This is a genomic window from Micromonospora sp. WMMD714, assembly GCF_029581315.1.
Taxonomy (GTDB): domain Bacteria; phylum Actinomycetota; class Actinomycetes; order Mycobacteriales; family Micromonosporaceae; genus Micromonospora; species Micromonospora rifamycinica.
Window position 1 is genome coordinate 4,246,948 of record NZ_CP120744.1, and the last position, 18,851, is coordinate 4,265,798.

18 protein-coding genes are annotated in these 18,851 nt (G+C 72.1%); 9 read left to right on the plus strand and 9 right to left on the minus strand.

The genetic code is table 11. The features are described from left to right. The first annotated feature begins 58 nt into the window (after positions 1-58). The 3 genes from O7625_RS18510 to O7625_RS18520 all read left to right on the plus strand — a co-directional run bounded on the left by O7625_RS18510 (position 59) and on the right by O7625_RS18520 (position 2,513). The gene (locus O7625_RS18510; RefSeq protein WP_282340178.1) at positions 59-529 is read left to right on the plus strand and encodes a MarR family winged helix-turn-helix transcriptional regulator; all 471 of its coding nucleotides are present in this window, start codon (positions 59-61) and stop codon (positions 527-529) included. 300 nt (positions 530-829) lie between these two features. After that, on the plus strand, positions 830-1,531 hold the full coding sequence (locus O7625_RS18515; RefSeq protein WP_282340179.1) for an alpha/beta hydrolase: 702 nt from the start codon (positions 830-832) through the stop codon (positions 1,529-1,531). A gap of 205 nt (positions 1,532-1,736) precedes the next feature. Continuing rightward, positions 1,737-2,513, plus strand: coding sequence for a maleylpyruvate isomerase family mycothiol-dependent enzyme (locus O7625_RS18520; RefSeq protein WP_282340180.1), 777 nt, complete (start codon positions 1,737-1,739; stop codon positions 2,511-2,513). Between the two features lie 85 nt (positions 2,514-2,598). Here the strand turns inward: O7625_RS18520 and O7625_RS18525 are convergent, their stop codons facing one another. The 7 genes from O7625_RS18525 to O7625_RS18555 form a co-directional block, all read right to left on the minus strand. After that, the gene (locus O7625_RS18525; RefSeq protein ID WP_282340181.1) at positions 2,599-3,807 is read right to left on the minus strand and encodes an iron-containing alcohol dehydrogenase; all 1,209 of its coding nucleotides are present in this window, start codon (positions 3,805-3,807) and stop codon (positions 2,599-2,601) included. A gap of 132 nt (positions 3,808-3,939) precedes the next feature. Further along, positions 3,940-5,400: an NAD-dependent succinate-semialdehyde dehydrogenase gene (locus O7625_RS18530; RefSeq protein ID WP_282340182.1), complete on the minus strand. Its 1,461-nt coding sequence runs from the start codon at positions 5,398-5,400 to the stop codon at positions 3,940-3,942. Between the two features lie 125 nt (positions 5,401-5,525). Further along, positions 5,526-6,602, minus strand: a complete 1,077-nt coding sequence (locus tag O7625_RS18535; protein ID WP_282340183.1) for an ABC transporter ATP-binding protein — start codon at positions 6,600-6,602, stop codon at positions 5,526-5,528. After that, positions 6,602-7,669, minus strand: coding sequence for an ATP-binding cassette domain-containing protein (locus O7625_RS18540; RefSeq protein ID WP_282340184.1), 1,068 nt, complete (start codon positions 7,667-7,669; stop codon positions 6,602-6,604). The genes O7625_RS18535 and O7625_RS18540 overlap by 1 nt, the downstream gene beginning before the upstream one ends. After that, positions 7,669-8,583 carry a carbohydrate ABC transporter permease gene (locus O7625_RS18545; RefSeq protein ID WP_282273099.1) on the minus strand — a complete coding sequence of 305 codons (915 nt, stop codon included), beginning with the start codon at positions 8,581-8,583 and terminating at the stop codon, positions 7,669-7,671. Before O7625_RS18545 ends, O7625_RS18540 begins: the two co-directional genes overlap by 1 nt. Further along, complete coding sequence (locus O7625_RS18550; RefSeq protein WP_282340185.1) at positions 8,583-9,533, minus strand: sugar ABC transporter permease; 951 nt, start codon at positions 9,531-9,533, stop codon at positions 8,583-8,585. Before O7625_RS18550 ends, O7625_RS18545 begins: the two co-directional genes overlap by 1 nt. Beyond that, the gene (locus O7625_RS18555; RefSeq protein WP_231932707.1) at positions 9,530-10,915 is read right to left on the minus strand and encodes an extracellular solute-binding protein; all 1,386 of its coding nucleotides are present in this window, start codon (positions 10,913-10,915) and stop codon (positions 9,530-9,532) included. The genes O7625_RS18550 and O7625_RS18555 overlap by 4 nt, the downstream gene beginning before the upstream one ends. 360 nt (positions 10,916-11,275) lie before the next feature. Here O7625_RS18555 and O7625_RS18560 point away from each other — a divergent pair, with 360 nt between their 5' ends. From O7625_RS18560 to O7625_RS18585, 6 genes are all read left to right on the plus strand, one after another. Then, positions 11,276-12,019, plus strand: a complete 744-nt coding sequence (locus tag O7625_RS18560) for a GntR family transcriptional regulator (protein ID WP_282340186.1) — start codon at positions 11,276-11,278, stop codon at positions 12,017-12,019. Positions 12,020-12,108: 89 nt separating this feature from the next. Then, a complete protein-coding gene (locus O7625_RS18565; protein WP_067304207.1) occupies positions 12,109-12,678 on the plus strand; it encodes a DJ-1/PfpI family protein in 570 nt (189 codons plus the stop codon). Positions 12,679-12,697: 19 nt separating this feature from the next. Then, positions 12,698-13,528 carry an alpha/beta hydrolase gene (locus tag O7625_RS18570; protein ID WP_282340187.1) on the plus strand — a complete coding sequence of 277 codons (831 nt, stop codon included), beginning with the start codon at positions 12,698-12,700 and terminating at the stop codon, positions 13,526-13,528. A gap of 160 nt (positions 13,529-13,688) precedes the next feature. Then, entirely contained in the window at positions 13,689-14,543 is an 855-nt protein-coding gene (locus O7625_RS18575; protein ID WP_282340188.1) for a helix-turn-helix transcriptional regulator, read from the plus strand. A gap of 188 nt (positions 14,544-14,731) precedes the next feature. Then, positions 14,732-15,679 (plus strand): NADP-dependent oxidoreductase, encoded by a 948-nt coding sequence (locus O7625_RS18580; protein ID WP_282340189.1) that lies wholly within the window; start codon positions 14,732-14,734, stop codon positions 15,677-15,679. Positions 15,680-15,721: 42 nt separating this feature from the next. After that, positions 15,722-16,225 carry a cupin domain-containing protein gene (locus O7625_RS18585; protein WP_282340190.1) on the plus strand — a complete coding sequence of 168 codons (504 nt, stop codon included), beginning with the start codon at positions 15,722-15,724 and terminating at the stop codon, positions 16,223-16,225. A 38-nt stretch (positions 16,226-16,263) separates the two neighbouring features. Here the strand turns inward: O7625_RS18585 and O7625_RS18590 are convergent, their stop codons facing one another. Further along, positions 16,264-17,691, minus strand: coding sequence for a glycosyltransferase (locus tag O7625_RS18590; protein ID WP_282340191.1), 1,428 nt, complete (start codon positions 17,689-17,691; stop codon positions 16,264-16,266). Positions 17,692-17,821: 130 nt separating this feature from the next. Continuing rightward, positions 17,822-18,835, minus strand: coding sequence for a GDP-mannose 4,6-dehydratase (locus O7625_RS18595; protein WP_067310548.1), 1,014 nt, complete (start codon positions 18,833-18,835; stop codon positions 17,822-17,824). Positions 18,836-18,851 lie beyond the last annotated feature (16 nt).

The following is an 18,851-nucleotide window of genomic DNA, read 5'->3' on the forward strand; positions in this document are numbered from 1 at the left end:
AGCGGCGAATCCGACGGCGGGCATGGGTGATGGGTCACCTCAGGGTAGCGTCCTGCTCATGGCTGAGCCGGAGTATCTGAACGACCGTGAGCGGCGCGCCTGGCATGGCTTCCTGACCATGCAGGAAGAGCTTCGTCGGCACATGAACCGGCAGCTGCTCGGTGCGAGCGGCCTCTCGCTGGCCGACTTCTCCGTCCTCAGCGCGCTGTCCCAGTCCCCGGACGGCTCGCTGCGGGTCTTCGAGCTGCGCGAGCTGCTGCGGTGGGAGAAGACCCGCCTCACCCATCAGGTGTCGCGCATGGTCACCCGGGGCCTGGTCGAGCGGCGCAGCTCCCGTGAAGACGCACGCGGCAACGTCGTGGCGCTCACCGGGCAGGGTCGTTCGGCGATCGAGCTGGCGACCCCCCTGCACGTCAACCACGTGCGGCGGGTCTTCTTCGACGCGATCAGCCCCCGGCAGGTCGACGCGCTGGCGGCCGTCTCGGAGGCCGTCCTCCAGGCGCTGCAGGACGAGCCGATCGAGGACTGACCGGCGCTGGTGGGCGCGGTGCGGCGGCCGTCGCCGGGGCACGTGAAGGGTGATGTGTCATCCAACACAAGATGGTGACGTGTCACCCTCACGGTATCTAGGCTGGGTAGGCGCCTCACCTGGCACCGTCGGCGGCGATCGAGGCGAACCTGGCCTGGCGCGGCACCAGGCCGAGCGGGTGGTGGCGGTCGCCCGGGCACTCAAGCTCGGGTACGCGGCCGCCTGACCTCACGTGACGGGCCGCCGGCCCGTCGGGAACCCCGCCCGGGAACGCCCGCGCGGCTACGGAAGGAAGAAACCATGGGTACCACCGAGATCCGTAACGTCGTGCTCGTGCACGGCGCGTTCGCCGACGGTTCGGGCTGGCGCGGCGTGTACGACAACCTGACAGCCAGGGGATACCGGGTCGCCGTCGTGCAGAACCCGCTCACCTCGCTCGACGACGACGTCGCGGCGACCGTGCGGATCCTCGACCGGCAGGACGGCCCGACGATTCTCGTCGGCCACTCCTGGGGCGGCACGGTCATCACCGAGGCGGGAGTCCACCCGAGCGTCGCCGGACTGGTCTACGTGTCGGCGCTGATTCCCGACGCCGGCGAGAACTCCGCCCAGCAGTACGAGGGGTTCGGCCCGACGCCCGACTTCGTCATCGACGTCGTGGAGGGTTACGGCTACCTGAACCCCGACACGTTCCAGGCCGGGTTCGCGGCGGACACCAGCGACGCCGACGCCGCGTTCCTCCGCGACTCGCAGGTGCCCGTCAACATGGCGGTGTTCTCGACGCCGGTGAAGAACGCCGCCTGGCGCGACAAGCCGAGCTGGGCCGTCATCGCGACCGAGGACAGGGCGTTCGACCAGGCGATGCTGCAACACATGGCCAAGCGTGCCAACGCGACGGTCACCAACGTCCCGGCCAGCCACGCTCTGTTCGCCACCCAGCCCGCCGTCGTCTCCGAGGTGATCGTCGCCGCCGCACAGGGCGCCGCCGCCGGCACGCGCTGACCCCGACCACGGTCGACCAGGGCCGGCCCACACCGCGCCGGGTGGGCCGGCCCTGATCTCCAGGAGGGTGCCCGGACGTCCACGTCGTTCCGGGTGGCGACAACCACCCGGCCCGCCCTCCGCGACGGATCCGCCACCCGGCCCGCCCGTCGGCGACGGGGTTAATCCGCTGGCGTCCGGCGCGCGGCGGTAGTACAAACCTGCCGTGGAAGAGACGTTGGGATTCGCCGATCTGTTGCGGCTGATGGACGAACGGTCGAGCGCTTTCCGGGCAGCGGTCGCCGCGGCCCCCAGCCTCGACGTGCAGGTGCCGACCTGCCCCGAGTGGACGCTGTTCGACCTGGTGCGGCATCTGGGCGAGGGCCGTCACCGGTGGGCGGTCACCGTGGCCGCAGGACCCGCCGAGGCGGCCCCGCAGGTGTCCGCTCCGGCGGCGCCCCGGGAGCGTGCCGCCCTGCTGGCCTGGTTCACCGTGTCGACGCGGGAGCTGCTGGACGCGTTGCGGGAGGCCGGCCCGGACCGCGGCTGCTGGACGTGGTGGGGCCCGTCGCAGTCGCCGCAGACGACCGGCGCGGTCGCCCGGCACCAGCTCCAGCAGGTCGCCGTGCACACCTACGACGCCCAGGTCACCGTGGGTGACCCGCAGCCGCTGCCGGTCGCGGTGGCCCTCGACGGTGTCGACGAGTTCCTGACCACCTGCGTCGCGACGACGTTCCCGTGGCCGCACGAGCCCGCGGTCATCGACTACCACGCCGTCGAGGGCCGTTCCTGGCGGATCTGGTTCTCCCCCGACGGCGCCCGGACCGCCCGCCTCCCCGACCCGGTCGCCGCCGAGGTCCCGGCGGTGACCTGGGCCTCCGCCCGTGGGACGGCCCACGAGCTGGTCATGTTCTGCTACGGCCGCATCACGATGGACTCGCTGCGGATCGAGGGCGACCGGCGCGTCTTCGAGCAGCTCATCGCCTGGGAGCCGGGGACGTAGGGCACGGCCCGGCCCACCGGCCGGGCAGCGGCGCGCACCGCCCGGCCGCCGGGTGGTGCTGGCGGGGACCACCGGGCCTGCACGGTCAGGTCCGCTCCCCGGTCCAGGCCGCTTCGAGGATCGCGGTCAGGCTGGCGGTGTCGGTTGGGCCGGGATGGTTCTGGATCAGGCGGGTGACCCCACCGGCCATCTCCGCGAAACGCGGGAGGTCGGCGCGGGCCACGCCGATGTCCGCCAGGGTGGCCGGGATGCCGATGTCGGCGAGCAGCCCGTCGAGCCAGCTGAGGAACGTGTCCGTGGCCTCGGCGTCGGAGGCGTCGGCCACGTCGAGCCCGCACACCCGGGCGAGGTCGGCCAGCCGGTCGCCGACGGCGTCCCTCGCCGCGTCCAGCGCGTAGGGCAGCAGCAGCCCGACGCCCAGGCCGTGCGGCGTGTGGGTGGCCGCACCGATCGGGTACTGGAGCGCGTGCGGGGCCGCGTTGCCCGCGTGGGAGAAGGCGAGCCCGGCGAGCATCGACCCGTAGGACATGTCCGCGCGGGCCTCGGTGTCGCCGCCGTCCCTGACCGCCCGACGCAGGCTGCGGGCGATCCGCTCCGCGGCCAGCAGCGCGTAGTGGTCGGTGACCGGGTTGCGGCCGAGGAAGACCTGCTCCACCGGGTCGCGTGGTCCGTGCGGCCGGGGTCGCGCGGTGTAGCTCTCCACCGCGTGACAGAACGCGTCGATGCCGGAGTGGGCGGTGACGGTCGCCGGGCAGGTGTAGGTGAGCTCGGGGTCGACGATGGCGAAGTCCGGCACGATGTGGACGCTCGACACCCCCACCTTCAGCGCGCGGTCCGGGTCGGTCAGCACCGAGACGGGGGTGAGTTCGGAGCCGGTGCCCGAGGTCGTCGGGACGGCGACGAGAGGAATCGTCGGCCCCGGCACCCGCGACTCACCGTAGAAGTCGCGTGGCGTCCCACCGTGCCGCCGGATGACCCCGACGATCTTGGCGAGGTCGATCACCGTGCCGCCCCCGATGGCGAGGATCACGTTCGCGTCCGCCTCGGCGGCGGCCGACACGGCCAGGTCGACGTCGGTGAGCGGCACGTCCGGCGTCGCGTCGGAGAACACCGCGACGACCTCGACCCGCTCCCGCACGGCGGCCACGATCCCGGCGACCCCCGGCTGCCCCAGCAGCACCCGGTCGGTCACGACCAGGACGCGCGAGCCGCTCTCGGCCACCACCCGGGGGATGTTCTGCGCGACCCCTTCACCCACGATGAGCTGGCGTGGGCCGCGGACGGTCTCAAGCATGGCGGTGCCTCTCCGGAACGTCGGCGGCGATCTGCTGGGCGGGCGTGCCGGCCACACACGCGACCGGGACGGCATCGGCGAGGTCGGCCGCCGGGGTGGCGCGGGCGCCGGGCGGCCGGAGCAGGGGGCCGGTCACGGTAGGTCGACCGCCGCGTAGGTGAGGTCGAGGTACTCGAGGATGCCCTCGTGCGAGCCCTCCTTGCCGATCCCGGACTGCTTCACGCCGCCGAACGGGGCCGACGGGTCCGAGATCAGCCCACGGTTGACACCGAGCATCCCGGTGTCCAGCCCCTCGGCGAACCGGAGCGCCCGCCGCAGGTCACGGGTGAAGACGTAAGCGGCCAGACCGTGCTCGGTGTCGTTGGCCTTCGCCAGCACCTCGTCGTCGGAGGTGAACGCGATGACCGGCGCCACCGGGCCGAAGATCTCGGTCGCCAGCATCCGCGCGTCGTCGGGCACGTCGACGAGGACGGTGGGCGGATAGAAGTGACCCGGCCCGTCCGGACGTTTGCCACCCACCAGGACCCGGGCGCCCCGGTCGACCGCGTCGGTCACGAGCCCGTCGATCGTGGCGACCGAGGCCTCGTCGATCAACGCCCCGACGTCCACCCCGTCGTCGAGGCCGTGGCCCACCGACAGCGCGCCCATCCGCTCGGCGAAGCGCGCCGTGAACTCCTCGCGTACCGGCTCCTCGACGTAGATCCGGTTGGCGGCGATGCAGGACTCCCCGATGTTGCGCATCTTGGCCACCATGGCGCCGTCGAGCGCGACGTCCAGGTCGGCGTCGGCGCACACGATCAGGGCCGCGTTGCCGCCCAGCTCCATCGAGGTACGCAGCACGTTGTCCGCCGCCTGGCGGAGCAGTACCCGCCCGACCTCGGTCGACCCGGTGAACGACAGCTTGCGGGTCCGCCGGTCGGCCAGCAGCGCGGAGACCACATCGCCGGAACGCCGGGTGGTCACCACGTTGACGACGCCCGCAGGGACGCCGACCTCCTCCATGATCCGGGCCAGCAGCAGCATGGTGAGCGGTGTCTGGCCCGCCGGCTTGGTGATCGTGGTGCACCCGGCGGCCAGCGCGGGGGCGATCTTGCGGGCGCCCATGGCCAGCGGGAAGTTCCAGGGCGTCACGAAGACGCACGGCCCGACCGGCTTCGGCACGGTGAGGATGCGGTATCCGCCGGCGGGAGCGGTGCTGTAGCGCCCCTCGACGCGGACCGCCTCCTCGGCGAACCACCGGAAGAACTCGGCGCCGTAGCCCACCTCCGCCCGTGCCTCGGCGAGCGGCTTGCCCATCTCGAGCGTGATCAGCCGGGCGATCTCCTCGGACCGCGCGGTCAGCGCCCGGTACGTCGCGGTCAGCAACTCCGACCGCCTGCGCGGCGGGGTCGCCGCCCACTGCGCCATCGCCCCGCTCGCCGCGTCCAGCGCGGCGAGACCGTCGGCGACCTCGGCGTCCGCCACCTCGGCGATGGTCCTGCCGGTGGCCGGGTCCTCGACGGCGAAGGTGGCGCCGTTCGCCGCGTCGCGCCAGTCGCCGCCGATGCGCAGCCGCCGGTGCTCGGGAGCCAGGACGTCCATCGGATCACTCATCGCGTCGCCTCCTGTTGATCCTCGTGGTGATGGCCGGGGGCGGACCCGAGCGGTCGCGCCCCCGTACGGTCGGACCGGCCGCGCCCGTCCCCCGGGGGGCGTGTTCGCCACCCGGGTCGGTGCGGCTACCGCCCGGCCTCGGACAGCGACAGCCCGGTGCCCGCGTCGAACAGGTGTGCCCGGTCCAGGTCGACCGTGACGAGCAGCCGCTCGCCCGGCGTACCGGTGATGGTGGGTCGTGCCTTGATCTTGAGGATTTCCGTTCCCACCCGGACGTCGACCACCGTGCGGTCACCCAGCGGTTCGAGGCCGTAGAGCTCCCCCGGCAGCGACGCGGACCCCCGCGTCTCGACGGACAGGTCCTCCGCCCGCAGGCCCAGCAGCAGGGCCTGCCCGTCCCGCGCCGTGGTGGCGCGGGGCCGCGGCAGCGTCCAGCTCGCCGCACCGACCAACCGGTCCCCCTCGGCGTGGCAGGCGAGCAGGCTGATCGGCGGGCTCCCGACGAACCCCGCGACCCACTGGTTGGCGGGACGTTCGTACACCTCGGTCGGTGTGCCGACCTGTTGCACCCGCCCCTCCTTGAGCACCGCCACCCGGTCGGCCATCGACAGCGCCTCGACCTGGTCGTTGGTCACGTAGACGAAGGTCGCGCCGAGGCTGCGGTGGATCCGGGTCAGCTCGGTACGCATCTCGACCCGGAGCTTGAGGTCGAGGTTCGTCAGCGGCTCGTCCATCAGGAACGCGCGTGGGCTGCGGACCAGCGCCCGTGCCAGGGCGACCCGCTGCATCTCACCGCCCGACAACTGCGCCGGACGCCGCTGCAGCAGCCGTTCGATGTGCAGCAGGCTCGACATCCGCTCCACCGCGGCGGCGATCTCGCGCGGAGAACAGCGGCGTGCCCGCAGCGGCGAGGCGATGTTCTCGTACGCGGTGTGGCGCGGGTAGAGGGCGTAGTTCTGGAAGACCATGGCCAGGTCGCGGTCGGCCGGGGCGTCCCCGGTCGCGTCCCTGCCGTCCAGGTGCACCGATCCGGCGTCGGGCCGGTCCAGGCCGGCGATGGCCCGCAGGGTCGTCGTCTTGCCCGCGCCGGAGGGGCCGAGCACGACGAAGAACGAGCCGTCCGGCACGTCCAGCGTCACCCCGTCCAGGGCCTGGACCCGGCCGAAGGACTTGCGCAGCCCGCGCACCGCCACGGTTCCCATCAGGCCACCAGCCTTTCCGTGTGCACGTCGTAGACCGCCGGGATGCCGCCGGTGTGCCGCAGCCCGACCGGCGCGTCGGCCGCGAAGCGCACGGTCGGTGCCATCCGGACCCGTACCTCGCGCCGGCCGCCGTGGTCCACCACGTAGATGATCTCGTCGCCCAGCCACTCCACCGACACCACCCGGCCCGGGACCGACCCGTGCGCCCCCGGTGCCGTGACCTCCAGCGCCTCCGGGCGGACGCCGGCGACCAGTGGACGGTCGCGGGGCAGGTCCGGCGGCGGGGTGAGGACCAGTCCGCCCTGACCGCGCAGCTTCCCGTCGGCCACCTCCACCTCGATCAGGTTCATCGGCGGGGAGCCGATGAACGCCGCGCAGAAGAGGCTCGCCGGCCGGTCGTAGACCTCCAGCGGCGTGCCGATCTGCTCGACCCGACCCTTGTTGAGGATCGCGATCCGGTGACCGAGCGACATCGCCTCCACCTGGTCGTGGGTGACGTAGACCATGGTCGCGCCCAGCTCACCCTGCAGGTGCTTGATCTCGGTACGCATGTCCGCTCTCAGCTCAGCGTCCAGATTGGTGAGCGGCTCGTCCATGAGGAAGGCGCGCGGTCGGCGCACCAGGGCGCGGGCGAGCGCCACCCGCTGCTGCTCGCCACCGGACAGCTGGCGTGGCCGCCGGTCGAGCAGCGGGCCGAGCCGCATCAGCCGGGCCGCCTCGGCGACCCGCCGCTGCACCTCCGGCTTGGGCAGCCCCTCGGCCCGCAGCGGGAACGCCAGGTTGTCCCGGGTCCGCAGGTGCGGGTAGAGGGCGTAGAACTGGAACACCATCGCGATGTCACGCTCGGCCGGCGGTAGGTCGTTGACCAGCGTGTCACCGATGTGGATGTCGCCCGTGGTCTGCCGCTCCAGACCGGCCACCGCCCGCAGCGTGGTCGTCTTGCCGCACCCCGAGGGGCCGAGCATCACGAACAGCTCGCCGTCGGCGATGGACAGGTCCACGTGCTCGACCGCCACCGTCCCGTCCGGGTACCGCTTGTGCAGGGCGGTCACCTCGATGCCCGCCATCAGCGTCGCACCGCCCCGAGCGTCACACCGGCGACGAGGTGCCGGCGCACCAGGTAGGCGAAGACGAGCACCGGCAGGGCGAAGACCACCGAGGCGGCGGCCACCAGACCCCAGTCCACGGTGGTGCCGCCGATCAGGCCGGCGATGGCGGGCGGCGCGGTCCGCACGTCGTCGCTGGAGGTGAGGAAGATGGCGAACACGAACTCGTTCCAGGAGAAGATGAGCGCGAAGACCGCCGTCGCGGCGATGCCGGGGACGAGCAGCGGCAGGGTGAACTTCCAGAACGCCTGGAGGCGGGTGTAGCCGTCGAGCATGGCGGCGTCCTCGTACTCGGCGGGCACCTCGTCGACGAACCCCTTCATCATCCAGATGGTGAACGGGACGTTGAACGCGGCGTAGATGAGGATCAGGCCGAGCTTGGTGTCGATCAGCCCGACCTGCCGGTACATCAGGAAGATCGGCACCACGACCACCACGGGCGGCATGAACCGGGTGGACAGGATGAAGAACAGCTGGTCCTTCTTGGCCCGCAGGGCGAAGCGCGAGTAGGCCCAGGCCGCCGGCACCCCCAGCACGGTGGCCAGCACGGTGGAGACCCCGGCGACCACGACGGAGTTGAGGAACGCCACGGACAGGGCCGAGCGACCGCCGTCGGGGGCGACGAAGACGTCCCGGAAGTGGTCCAGGGTGACCTGGAAGTCGACGAACTTCGCCGGGACGGCGTAGACGTCGCGGTTGTCCTTGATGGACGTCTCGATCATCCACAGCACCGGGAAGAGCATCACCACGGCCAGCGCGGTCAGCAGCGCGACCTCCAGCACGGCGCGGCCCCGGCCGCGACGGCGACGGCGGGCGGGGGGCGGGTGGTCCCGGGCCGCACCGGTGGACCCGGCCACGTCGACGGAGACGGCCATCAGTCCTCCTTGAGCTTGTTGAGATAGCGCAGGTAGAGCTGCGTGAGGACGATGACGACGAGGACCATGAGGATCCCGTACGCCGACGCGGTGCCGGTGTTGAAGCCCAGGAACGCGACCTTGTAGACGTGGAACGACAACGTCTCGGTGGAGACACCCGGACCCCCGCTGGTGAGGATGTAGACCAGGTCGAACAGCCGGAACGCCTCGATGGCCCGGAACAGCACGGCGATGAGCAGCAGCGGCCACACCAGCGGAAGGGTGATGGTGCGGAACCGGAACCACTCGGACGCCCGGTCGATCGAGGCGGCCTCGTACAGGTACTTCGGCACCGCGGTCAGGCCCGCCAGGGCGATCAGCATGATGAACGGGGTCCACTGCCAGGTGTCGACCACGATCAGGGACAGCAGCGCCGTCCGCTGCTTGGTCAGCCACTCCACCTGCCCGAGGCCGAGCGAGCCGAGCATGCTGTTGACCACCCCGAACTGCGCGTCGAGCATGAACCGCCAGAACAGCCCGACCACCACCGGCGACAGCATCATCGGCACCAGGAACAGGGTGGTCAGCACTCCCCGCCCGTGGGTGCGCCGGGAGATCAGGTAGGCGATGGAGAAGCCGAGCACGGTCTGCAGGGAGACCGCGCCGACCACGTAGATCAGGGTGGTCAGCGCCCTCAGGTGGACCTGCGCCGACGTCAGGATGGCGGTGTAGTTGCCGAACCCGACGAAGTGGGCGGGGCCGCCACGGGTGGCCGAGTAGTCGGTGAAGGACAGGTACAACGCCCACAGCAGCGGGAACACCGACATGCCGAGCAACAGCAGCAGCGCGGGGGAGACGAAGGCGACGGCGAGCCCGCGGTCGCCCAGCCGGCGGGACCGGCCCGGCGCAGGCGGCGTCGCGGACGCCACCTGCCCGGGGTGCCCGGTCGTCGGGGGTGCGGGCTCACTCACAGTCCGCCGCCGCCCTTGCGGTTGCCGGAGTCGAGCACGGCCTGCTGCTCCCGGGCGATGTCGTCGAGCGCCTCCTTCGGCTTCTTCGCGCCGTTGAGCGCCGCGTTCACGCCGGTGTTCTCGATGTCGACCAGGCGGGCGTACTCGGGCACGTTCCACATGTCCCGCATCCGTGGCACCGAGTCGGTGTACACCTGGTTGAAGGGTCCGGCGTTGAGGAACTCGGGCGACTGCAGGGCGTCGGTCCGCGCCGGCACGCCGCCGGCCGCGGCCCACTTCTTCTGCACGTCGGCCCGCTCGAACCACTTCATGAAGTTGAGGGCCTCCGCCTGGTTCGCCTTGGGGGAGTAGGCCGAGACGTGCATCCCCATCCCACCGAGGGGGACCAGATTGGTCTTCTGGGTCGGCAGGGTGGCGAAGCCCAGCTTGTCGAGGATCTGCTCCCGGGTGGTGCCGAGCGTCGACTGCTTCGGGTCGAGCAGGCCGCCGCTCGCGGCGATCCAGTTGAACGCGATGCACGCCTTGCCCTGGGCGACGGCCGCGTTCACCTCGTCGATGAACCAGTTGCCGGAGCCCTTGGCGGTCAGCGGCTTCATCTTGTTGACCAGGACGTCCATCGCCTCCTGGCCGGCGGCGTCGTTGAGGACGCCGTCGATCTTGCGGTTCTTGGCGTCCCAGAGGTTGCCGCCGTAGACGCCGTTGACCGTGTTGTAGGTGACGGCCGCCGCGTCGGAGCCGTTGGCCTGGTGGAACGCCAGTCCGCTGACGCCCGGGTGGTCCGCCTGGCACTTCGCGGCGACGGAGATCATCTGGTCCCAGGTCTGCGGGGGCTTGTCGCCGATCAGGTCCTTGCGGTAGATCATCGTCCAGGTGTCGCCGAGCAGCGGCAGGCCGTACAGGCTGGCGTTCTCGTCGCGTTTGCCGGTCTCGGCCTGGGGGAACTGGCCGTAGGCCGCCAGGAGGTACGGGTTGTAGGCCTGGACGTCGATGTTCTGCTTGACGAAGTCGGTGAGGTCGAGGATGTTGCCGTTCGTCACGGCCTCGCCGATGTGCTGCGAGTCCAGGATCGGGATGTCGAAGTCGGTCTTGCGCGCGGCGAACTGGGTGAAGATCGCGTCGTGCCAGTTCGCGTTCGGCACGGTGTTGACCTTGATGGTCGCGTTCGGCCGCTCTTTCTTGTACTCCGCGTTCGCGAAGGTCTCCAGGGCGCGGGCAGGGGGCCAGTCGAACCAGATGAAGCTGAGGGTCAGCGGGTCCGTGGTGAGTTCGGGGACGGTCGCCGGTGCCTTGGGGGCGCTCGCCTTCGCGCCGTCGTCCCCGCTGTCGCCGCAGGCCGTCATGGTGGTGGCCACCAGCAGCATGGCCGCGGTCGCCAACTGCACCTTCCGCACGGAAGCCGACATTCGTCCTGTTCGCCTGGGTTGCCGCATCTTGTCGCCTGCTTTCTCGGTGGGGACTCCTGAACCTCGCCATGTGCTTCGCCGCGCGGTCGCTGGGTCGTTCGGGCCTGGTGCCGGGGTGTCGCGGGGCCGACCCGCGGACCGGCGTCACGGGTACGCCGAGCGGGCTCGTCGAAGCTCGGGACGGTCGAGGTGCAACGATGGCGGGCGGTTCCGCGATGGTGCCGGACGGCGGGCGTCCCGCACTTTTCCTATACGATCCGGTGGGGGCGTCAGCATGTCGCAGCGTGGTGACCGATGTCAACAGGTTCCCGGGCACGCCAGAGAGGACCGCACGTCACGATGGACGACGAAGCGATGACCGCGCGGGGCCGGCGGGCCGGGACGGGCGGACCACCCCCGGGGAGATCCGGCGGCCGGCTCGCCGACGAGGTGTACGACACGCTGCTCGGACAGCTGATGTCGCTGCGGATCGAGCCGGGCTCCCGGGTCACGATCGACGTCCTGGCCCGCGAGCTGGGGGTCTCCCAGACGCCGATCCGGGACGCGCTGAACCGGATGGAGGCCGAGGGCCTGGTCGTGCGGGTGCCGCACGCCGGCTACCGGATCCCCCCGCAGATCACCCGGCACCGCTTCGAGGACATGCTCGAGGTCCGCCTCCTGCTCGAGCCGGCGGCGGCCCGCCGGTCCGCCGAACGCGCGTCCGCGGCCCAGGTGGCGGGTTTGCGCCGGATGCTGGAGGAGATGGCGGAGCTGGAGGGGGGCGACGCGCCCACGGCCTACGGCGCCTTCGGGCTGCGCGACGCCGCCTTCCACGATCTCGTCGCCCTGAGCGCGGAGAACCAGGTGATCCGGGAGGCGCTCGCCCGCCTGCACAGCCACGTGCACCTCTTCCGGCTGCACCACGACACCCAGGTCACCCACCTGGCCATGGCCGAGCACGAGGAGGTCGTGGCCGCGATCGCCGCGCGTGACCCGGACGCCGCCGCCTATGCGATGCGGCGGCACATCCTGCGGTCCGGCGAGCGGTTCCGGCGGTTGTTCGACGAGGCCGAGAGCGTGGACGCCGTGGTGGTCAAGGCTTGACGGGCGGGCGGGGTCGGGGAATGCTGACTCCACCGGATCGGATCGGATCTGATCTACCCACCACCGCCCCCTGACGCGAGGAGAAGCAGGTGCCCAGAGCACTGCTCCTGACCGGCGACGCCGCCGAGGAACTCGACACCATGTACCCCTACTACCGCGTCCAGGAAGGCGGCTGGGACGTCGACGTCTCGTCCCGGACGATGCGGGACGTGCAGCTCGTCATCCACGAGTTCGACCCCGACTCCGACGCCTACGTCGAGAAGAACGGCCGGAAGCTGCCGGTCGACGTGCCCTGGGCCGAGGTCGACGTCGAGCGCTACGACGCCCTGATCATCCCCGGCGGACGCGCGCCCGAGTGGATCCGGGTCGACGCCGACGTCAGGCGGATCACCGAGCACTTCTTCGCCCGCAACCTCCCCATCGCGCTGGTCTGCCACGGCGCGCAGGTGCCCGCGGTGTACGGGCTGCTGAAGGGGCGCCGGACGGCGTGCTTCCCGCCCATCACCGGTGACATGGAGAACGCCGGCGCGACGGTCGTCGACGCCCCCGACGTGGTGGACGGCAACCTCGTCTCGTGCCGGGGCTGGCCCGACATGCCGCAGTTCGGCAGGGCGATGATGGAGGTCTTCACGAAGTCCGTCGACCCCGCGTCGGCATGAGCCGTGCCGGTCTGCCCCGGTGACGGAACTGCGGACCGTCACCGTCGACGGCTCGCCCGTCCACGTCCTGGTCGGCGGCGGCAGTGGCGCCGGGCCGGCGGTGCTGATGCTGCACGGCTCCGGACCCGGCACCACCGGCTCCGGCAGCTGGGCGGCGACGGCGCAGGCGCTCGACGGGTGCTGGCACGTGGTGGCCCCCGACCAGGCGGGGTTCGGTCGCACCCCGGTCCCGGCCGGCGCCACGGGTGGGCTCCGGCTCTGGACCGAGCAGGCCGCGGGCCTGATGGACGCCCTCGGGGTCGAGACCTACGCCGTGGTGGGCCACTCGATGGGTGGCGCGGTGGCGCTGGCCCTGGCCGCCGCACGCCCCCGGCAGGTCACCGGGGTCGTGGCGGTCTCGACGATGGGTGCCCCCGGGGCACCGCTCTCCGCCGACCTCGACGCGATCTGGGCCGCCCCCGCCGGCCCGGCCGGGGCCCGGGACATGCTGAGCCGCCTCGTCCTCGACCAGGCGCTGGTGACCGACTCGGCCGTCGAGGCCCGGGCGACGGCGATGCGGGCCGGGGCGGCCGCGTACGCGTCGTTGTTTCCGCCACCCCGGCAGCGATGGGCCGACGATCTCACCCTCTCGGCGCGGACGCTGGCCGCGGTCCGCGCGCCCGTGCTGCTCGTGCACGGTGCCGACGACCGGGTCACCCCGCTCGCGACGGCCGCCCAGCCCCTGCTCGCCCACCTGGCCGACGTCCGGCTGCACGTGTTCGGCCGGTGCGGGCACGTGCCGGCGGTCGAGCACCCGCACGAGTTCCGGCACCTGCTGTCGTGCTTCCTGCGACCGGACCGCGGCCACTGACCGCCGCGTGCGGCCGGACCGCGGCCACTGATCGCCGCGTGCGGCCGGACCGCGGCCACTGATCGCCACGTGACGACGACACCGCCCCGGCCGGGTGCGGTGGGGCACCGCTGCGGGACGTGGCGGTGGCGGCGAACAGCGCCCGGGGCACACTGGGGTCGTGGGAGGTCACGAGTTCGGTGCCGCGGTGCGCCAGTTGCGGGAGAGCACGGCCCCGGCGGCCGTCGGGCTGCCGGTCGGTCGGCGGCGGGTGCGGGGGCTGCGGCGGGAGGAGCTCGGCGAACTCGCGGGGATGTCCGCCGACTACGTACGCCGGCTGGAGCAGGGGCGCAGCCATCCGTCGGCCGGCGTGGTGAACGCCATCGCCCGCGCGCTGCGCGTCGGACGGGCGGAGTACGAGCGGCTCTGCGCGCTGGCCGGGTACGCCGCGGTGGCCGGCCAGGTGCCGAACGAGATCGGACCGGGCGCCCTGGGCCTGCTGGAGCGGTTCACGGACACACCGATGTTCGTCTCCGACGCGGCGATGAACCTGGTCGCGGTGAACAGCGCGTTCCTGGCGCTGGGGCACTGGGAACCCACCGGCGGGCCGTGGGAGTGGAACATCGCGTGGCGGACGTTCTGTGACCCGTGCCGCGCGTTCCAACAGTCCGCGACCGAGGCGACCGTGCACGAGGCGGTCCTCGTCGCCCGCCTGCGGAGCACGCTGCTGCGCTATCCCGGCGACGTGTCGCTCGCCGCGCTGGTGGACGAGATGCGCAGCCGCAGCCGCCCGTTCGACACCCTGTGGCGTACGCCACGGCCGGTGACGGCCTACGAGAGCAGCGCAGCCTTCGTCCAGCCGGAGGGAGACCCCGTCACCCTGGTCGGCAGCCTGCTCGCCATCCCGGGCGACGACCTGGCGGCCCTGCTGCTCACCGCGACGCCGGGCTCGGCCGACGCGGCGCGGCTCGCGGAGATCGTCGGTGTCACCGGGGGACCGGCGGTCATCAGGGTGGGCCAGTCCGGCCCAGGCTGAGCACGCCGGATCCTGCGAGATTGGGTGACGTCTCCAGCGACCGCGGGTCCGGTGGCCGCCTCCGGGCGACGCTGGGAAAGCGGACTGGACGCCCGCACACCCGCGGCGGTGTCACCGGGGCCGGCCCGGCGTCGGGACCGCTGCGGGTACGAGGCACACCGATGGCGCTCACGGAAGCAGGTTCGACGATGAAGGCAGTGCGATTCCACGAGTTCGGCGGTCCCGAGGTGCTGCGCCACGACGACGTCGAGACGCCCGTCCCCGGTGCCGGTCAGGTCCGGATCCGCGTCGCCGCGACGTCGTTCAACGGCGTCGACGCCAACATCCGCGCCGGTTTCATGCAGGGTCCGATCCCGGTCGTGCTGCCGCACACCCCCGGCATCGACGTCGCCGGCACGGTCGACGCGGTCGGCGCCGGCGTGGACGACGTCGCGGTCGGCGACCGGGTGATCGGGTTCCTGCCGATGACGGACGCCGGAGCGGCTGCGGAGTACGTGACCGCACCGGCGGAGATCCTGACCGGGGCGCCCAGGAGCATCCCGCTGGCCGACGCGGCGGCGCTCCCACTGGTGGGCCTGACCGCGTGGCAGGCGTTGTTCGACCACGGCCGGCTGACCGCCGGTCAGCGGGTGCTGGTCAACGGGGCCGGTGGAGCGGTCGGCGGCTACGCCGTGCAACTGGCGAAGGAGGCCGGTGCCCGGGTGATCGCCACGGCCAGCCCGCGCAGCGCCGACCGGGTCGCCGCCGCCGGCGCCGACGAGGTGATCGACCACACCGCCACCGACGTGACGGCGGCGCTGACCGAGCCGGTCGACCTGGTGCTCAACCTCGCGCCGGTCGCCCCGGAGCAGCTCGCCGCGCTGGTGACGCTGATCCGGGACGGCGGGACGCTGGTCAACACCACCGTCTGGATGCCCGCCCCGGCCGACGAGGAGCGCGGCGTGCGCGGTATCGACCTGTTCGTCCGCAGCGACGCCGACCAGCTCGCCGACCTGGCCGCCCGGGTGAACACCGGCGAGCTGCGCGTCGAGGTCGCCCGGCGGGTGCCGCTGGCCGACCTGCCGGCGCTGCACGCCGACGCGGCCGGGGGCACGCTGCCCAGCGGCAAGGTCGTCGTCGTGGTGGCCGACGCCTGACCACCCGCCGACCCGTCCGACCACGCACCGAGGGAGCCGACCATGACCCTTCCCGCCGACGACCCGTCCCGCTCGCTGACCGTGGCGGACCCCGACGACCCCGGTACGACGTACGTCTCGCTGGTGGGCAACACCTACGGGATGCTGATCACCGGTGCGCAGACCGGCGGCCGGTACTGCCTGATCGACATGCGGGTGCCCGACGGGGGCGGTCCGCCGCCGCACCGGCACGACTTCGAGGAGATGTTCACCGTCCTCGACGGCGAGATCGAGTTCACCTTCCGGGGGGAACGGCACACCGTGCGGGCCGGGTCCACCATCAACGTACCGGCCAACGCGCCGCACCACTTCCGCAACGTCTCCGGCGCACCGGCCCGGATGCTGTGCATGTGCACCCCCGCCGGGCAGGACGAGTACTTCCTGCGCATCGGCGACGTGCTGGCGGGCCGGGACGCGCCACCGCCGACGCTGACCCCGGACGAGCTGGCGCAACGCCGTCGCCGTGCGGTGGAACTGGCCCCGGCGTACCGCAGCGAGTTCCTGTAGCGGGCACCCGGCCGACGGGGTGGGCCTCGACGTTACGCTCACGGTCGCAGCGGCGCGGCCACCTGACGGCTCGGGGCGCAGGCCAGCACCACGTCGGCCGCCCGGGCCACGCCGCCGGCCTCGCTCAGGCGGCGACCCAGTCGTTCCGCGCGGTCGCGGAACCCGTCGTCGTGGAGCAGCCGGCGCAGCCCGTCGACGATCTGGTCCACGTCGGCTCCGGGGACGGACAGGCCGACCCCCGCCTCGACCACCCGCGCCGCCAGGTCGTGGCAGTCCATCCAGAAGGGGAGGATCAGCTGCGGTTTGCCGAAGACCAGGCCCTCGTTGACCGCGTTGCCCCCGCCGTGTCCGAAGAACACCCGTACCCGGGGGTGCGCCAGCAGGCCCAGCTGCGAGGGCACCCAGCCCACCACCCTCAGGTTGTCGGGCGGGGGGTCGGGCAGCGCGTCGGAGAAGGCCGAACCGGCCGCCCGGGACACCTTCCACAGCACGCCGACGTCAGGGCCGAGCCGGGCGCACGCCGCCGCGACGGCGGCCACCAGCTCACGGGACGGGCGCATGACCGTGCCGAACCCGACGTAGACCACCGAGCGGTACGACTCGATCCAGGCGTCGATCCCGGCGTCCCCGGAGCCCGCCGTGGTGGCGCGCGGCATCAGGGTACCCACCATGTGCAGGTGGTCGGGCGCCGCCGGGAACCGGTACTCGAGCCCGAACACGGAGAAGGAGAGGACGGCGGCGGCGGCGTCCGCGTACCGCGACGGCACGGCCGCCGCGTTGGCGATACCGGCCCTTCTGCGTCGACGCGTCGCGGCCAGCATGGGGAGCAGGTTGCGCGGCCGGGCGTACGTCGCCATCGCCCCCAACCGGAACCCCACGTTCGCGAGCCGCTGGCGGCGGCTCATCCGCAGCGGGAGCCCGGAGAACGGCGTGGGGAAACTCCACGGCAGCCGGTCGAGGTACACCCCGCTGATCGGCACCGGCACGCTCAGCACGTACGGCACGCCGAGGGTGACGGCCGCGTCGATGGCCCACGGGGTGCACAGGTCGATGACGGCCACGTCCGGGCGGACCCGGGCGAACTCCGCGACGGCCCGGTCGTACTGCTGCGCGGTGTACTCGTGGTCGACATTCCTGTCGAGGAAGGCCGCGAGGTTGCGCAGCCGCGAGGGGGAGCTCATCGACGCGAGCGTCGCGTCGTCCCACCGGCTCGGATCCAGGGCGGCCTTGTAGTGGCCGAGCGACACGAAACGTACCCTGTCCGGCCCCGGTATCCGCTCGACGGCGTCGCGTCCCTCCTCGGTGGAGGCGAACCACAGCTCGGCGGCACCGCGCTCGTTCAACTCCTGCGCGATCTCCAGCAGCGGCCTGATCAGCCCGGTGCTGGGCAGGGACGCCAGGAGTACCCGGACGGCCCGCCCGGGCGGGCCGGCGGGCGGGGGGATCTCGGCGGGCGGAACGTTCATCGGGCGTCTCCCACTCCGGCTTTCCATAGCTGTGGTCGGGTGGACAGCGGCCGAGGCCGGGTGGACAGCGGCTGCGGCGGGTGGACAGTGGCCGTGGTCGGGGTGGACCGCGCCAGCCCTTCCGGGCGCTCTACCGGGGCAGCACCGGGAGCAGACCGGCCGTCCTCGACCCGTCCCGCCGGCCGAGGACCGATTCCCAGTGCTCGATCATCTCGTCCAGCAACGCCTCGAAGGTGTACTCCGGCTCCCACCCGAACGTCGATCGGAAGAGCGAGGAGTCACCCCGCAGATAGGTGAGTTCCGAGGGACGCATGAACTTGGCGTCCTGCACCACGTAGTCCCGGTAGTCCATGCCGAGTCTGCTGAAGACGTGCTCGCAGAGCTCCCGGATGGAGTGCGTGTGCCCGGTGGCGATCACGTAGTCACCGGGCACCTCGTGATTGACGATCATGTGCATGCCGCGCACGTAGTCCTTGGAGTGGCCCCAGTCGCGGTGCGAGTCGAGATTGCCGAGCACCAGTTTGTCGGCGAGCTTGTGCCTGATCTGGACGGCCGTCTTCACCACCTTGTTGGTGACGAAGTTCGACCCCCTGCGCGGGCTCTCGTGATTGAACAGGATGCCGTTGACGGCGAAGAGGTCGTAGCTCTTACGGTAGTTGCGGACCGCGTGGTACCCGAAGACCTTGGAGCATCCGTACGGGCTGACCGGGTTCATGGGTGTCGTCTCGCGCTGGAAGCCGTCCGGGTCCACCGTGTTGCCGAACATCTCCGACGAACTCGCCTGGTAGAAGCGCGCCTCCGGGGCGACCCGCCGGTAGACCTCCAGCAGGTTCAACAGCCCGGTGGCGTTCGCCTGGACGGTGAACTGCGGGATGTCGAAGCTGATCCGGACGTGACTCTGGGACGCCAGGTTGTAGATCTCGTCCGGCGCGGCCAGTCGCATGCAGCGTTCGAGCGACGCGCTGTCGAGCAGGTCCCCGTACTCGAGACGCAGGTCACCGAGCGAGCCGATCCGGGAGATCTGATGTTCCGGCACGGAGTTGCGGCGGACGATGCCCCAGACCTCGTAGCCCTGGGCGAGCAGGAACTCCGACAGGTAACTGCCGTCCTGCCCGGCGACCCCGGTGATCAGAGCCCTCTTCATGATAATCCCTTCAGAC

Excerpts from the sequence above, each read along its gene's own strand:
- O7625_RS18530 (WP_282340182.1), bottom strand. The coding sequence starts at position 5,400 with ATGAGTGATCCGATGGACGTCCTGGCTCCCGAGCACCGGCGGCTGCGC.
- O7625_RS18560 (WP_282340186.1), top strand. The coding sequence starts at position 11,276 with ATGGACGACGAAGCGATGACCGCGCGGGGCCGGCGGGCCGGGACGGGC.
- O7625_RS18540 (WP_282340184.1), bottom strand. The coding sequence starts at position 7,669 with ATGGCGGGCATCGAGGTGACCGCCCTGCACAAGCGGTACCCGGACGGG.
- O7625_RS18510 (WP_282340178.1), top strand. The coding sequence starts at position 59 with ATGGCTGAGCCGGAGTATCTGAACGACCGTGAGCGGCGCGCCTGGCAT.
- O7625_RS18595 (WP_067310548.1), bottom strand. The coding sequence starts at position 18,835 with ATGAAGAGGGCTCTGATCACCGGGGTCGCCGGGCAGGACGGCAGTTAC.
- O7625_RS18590 (WP_282340191.1), bottom strand. The coding sequence starts at position 17,691 with ATGAACGTTCCGCCCGCCGAGATCCCCCCGCCCGCCGGCCCGCCCGGG.
- O7625_RS18515 (WP_282340179.1), top strand. The coding sequence starts at position 830 with ATGGGTACCACCGAGATCCGTAACGTCGTGCTCGTGCACGGCGCGTTC.
- O7625_RS18525 (WP_282340181.1), bottom strand. The coding sequence starts at position 3,807 with ATGCTTGAGACCGTCCGCGGCCCACGCCAGCTCATCGTGGGTGAAGGG.
- O7625_RS18545 (WP_282273099.1), bottom strand. The coding sequence starts at position 8,583 with ATGGCCGTCTCCGTCGACGTGGCCGGGTCCACCGGTGCGGCCCGGGAC.
- O7625_RS18585 (WP_282340190.1), top strand. The coding sequence starts at position 15,722 with ATGACCCTTCCCGCCGACGACCCGTCCCGCTCGCTGACCGTGGCGGAC.
- O7625_RS18580 (WP_282340189.1), top strand. The coding sequence starts at position 14,732 with ATGAAGGCAGTGCGATTCCACGAGTTCGGCGGTCCCGAGGTGCTGCGC.
- O7625_RS18535 (WP_282340183.1), bottom strand. The coding sequence starts at position 6,602 with ATGGGAACCGTGGCGGTGCGCGGGCTGCGCAAGTCCTTCGGCCGGGTC.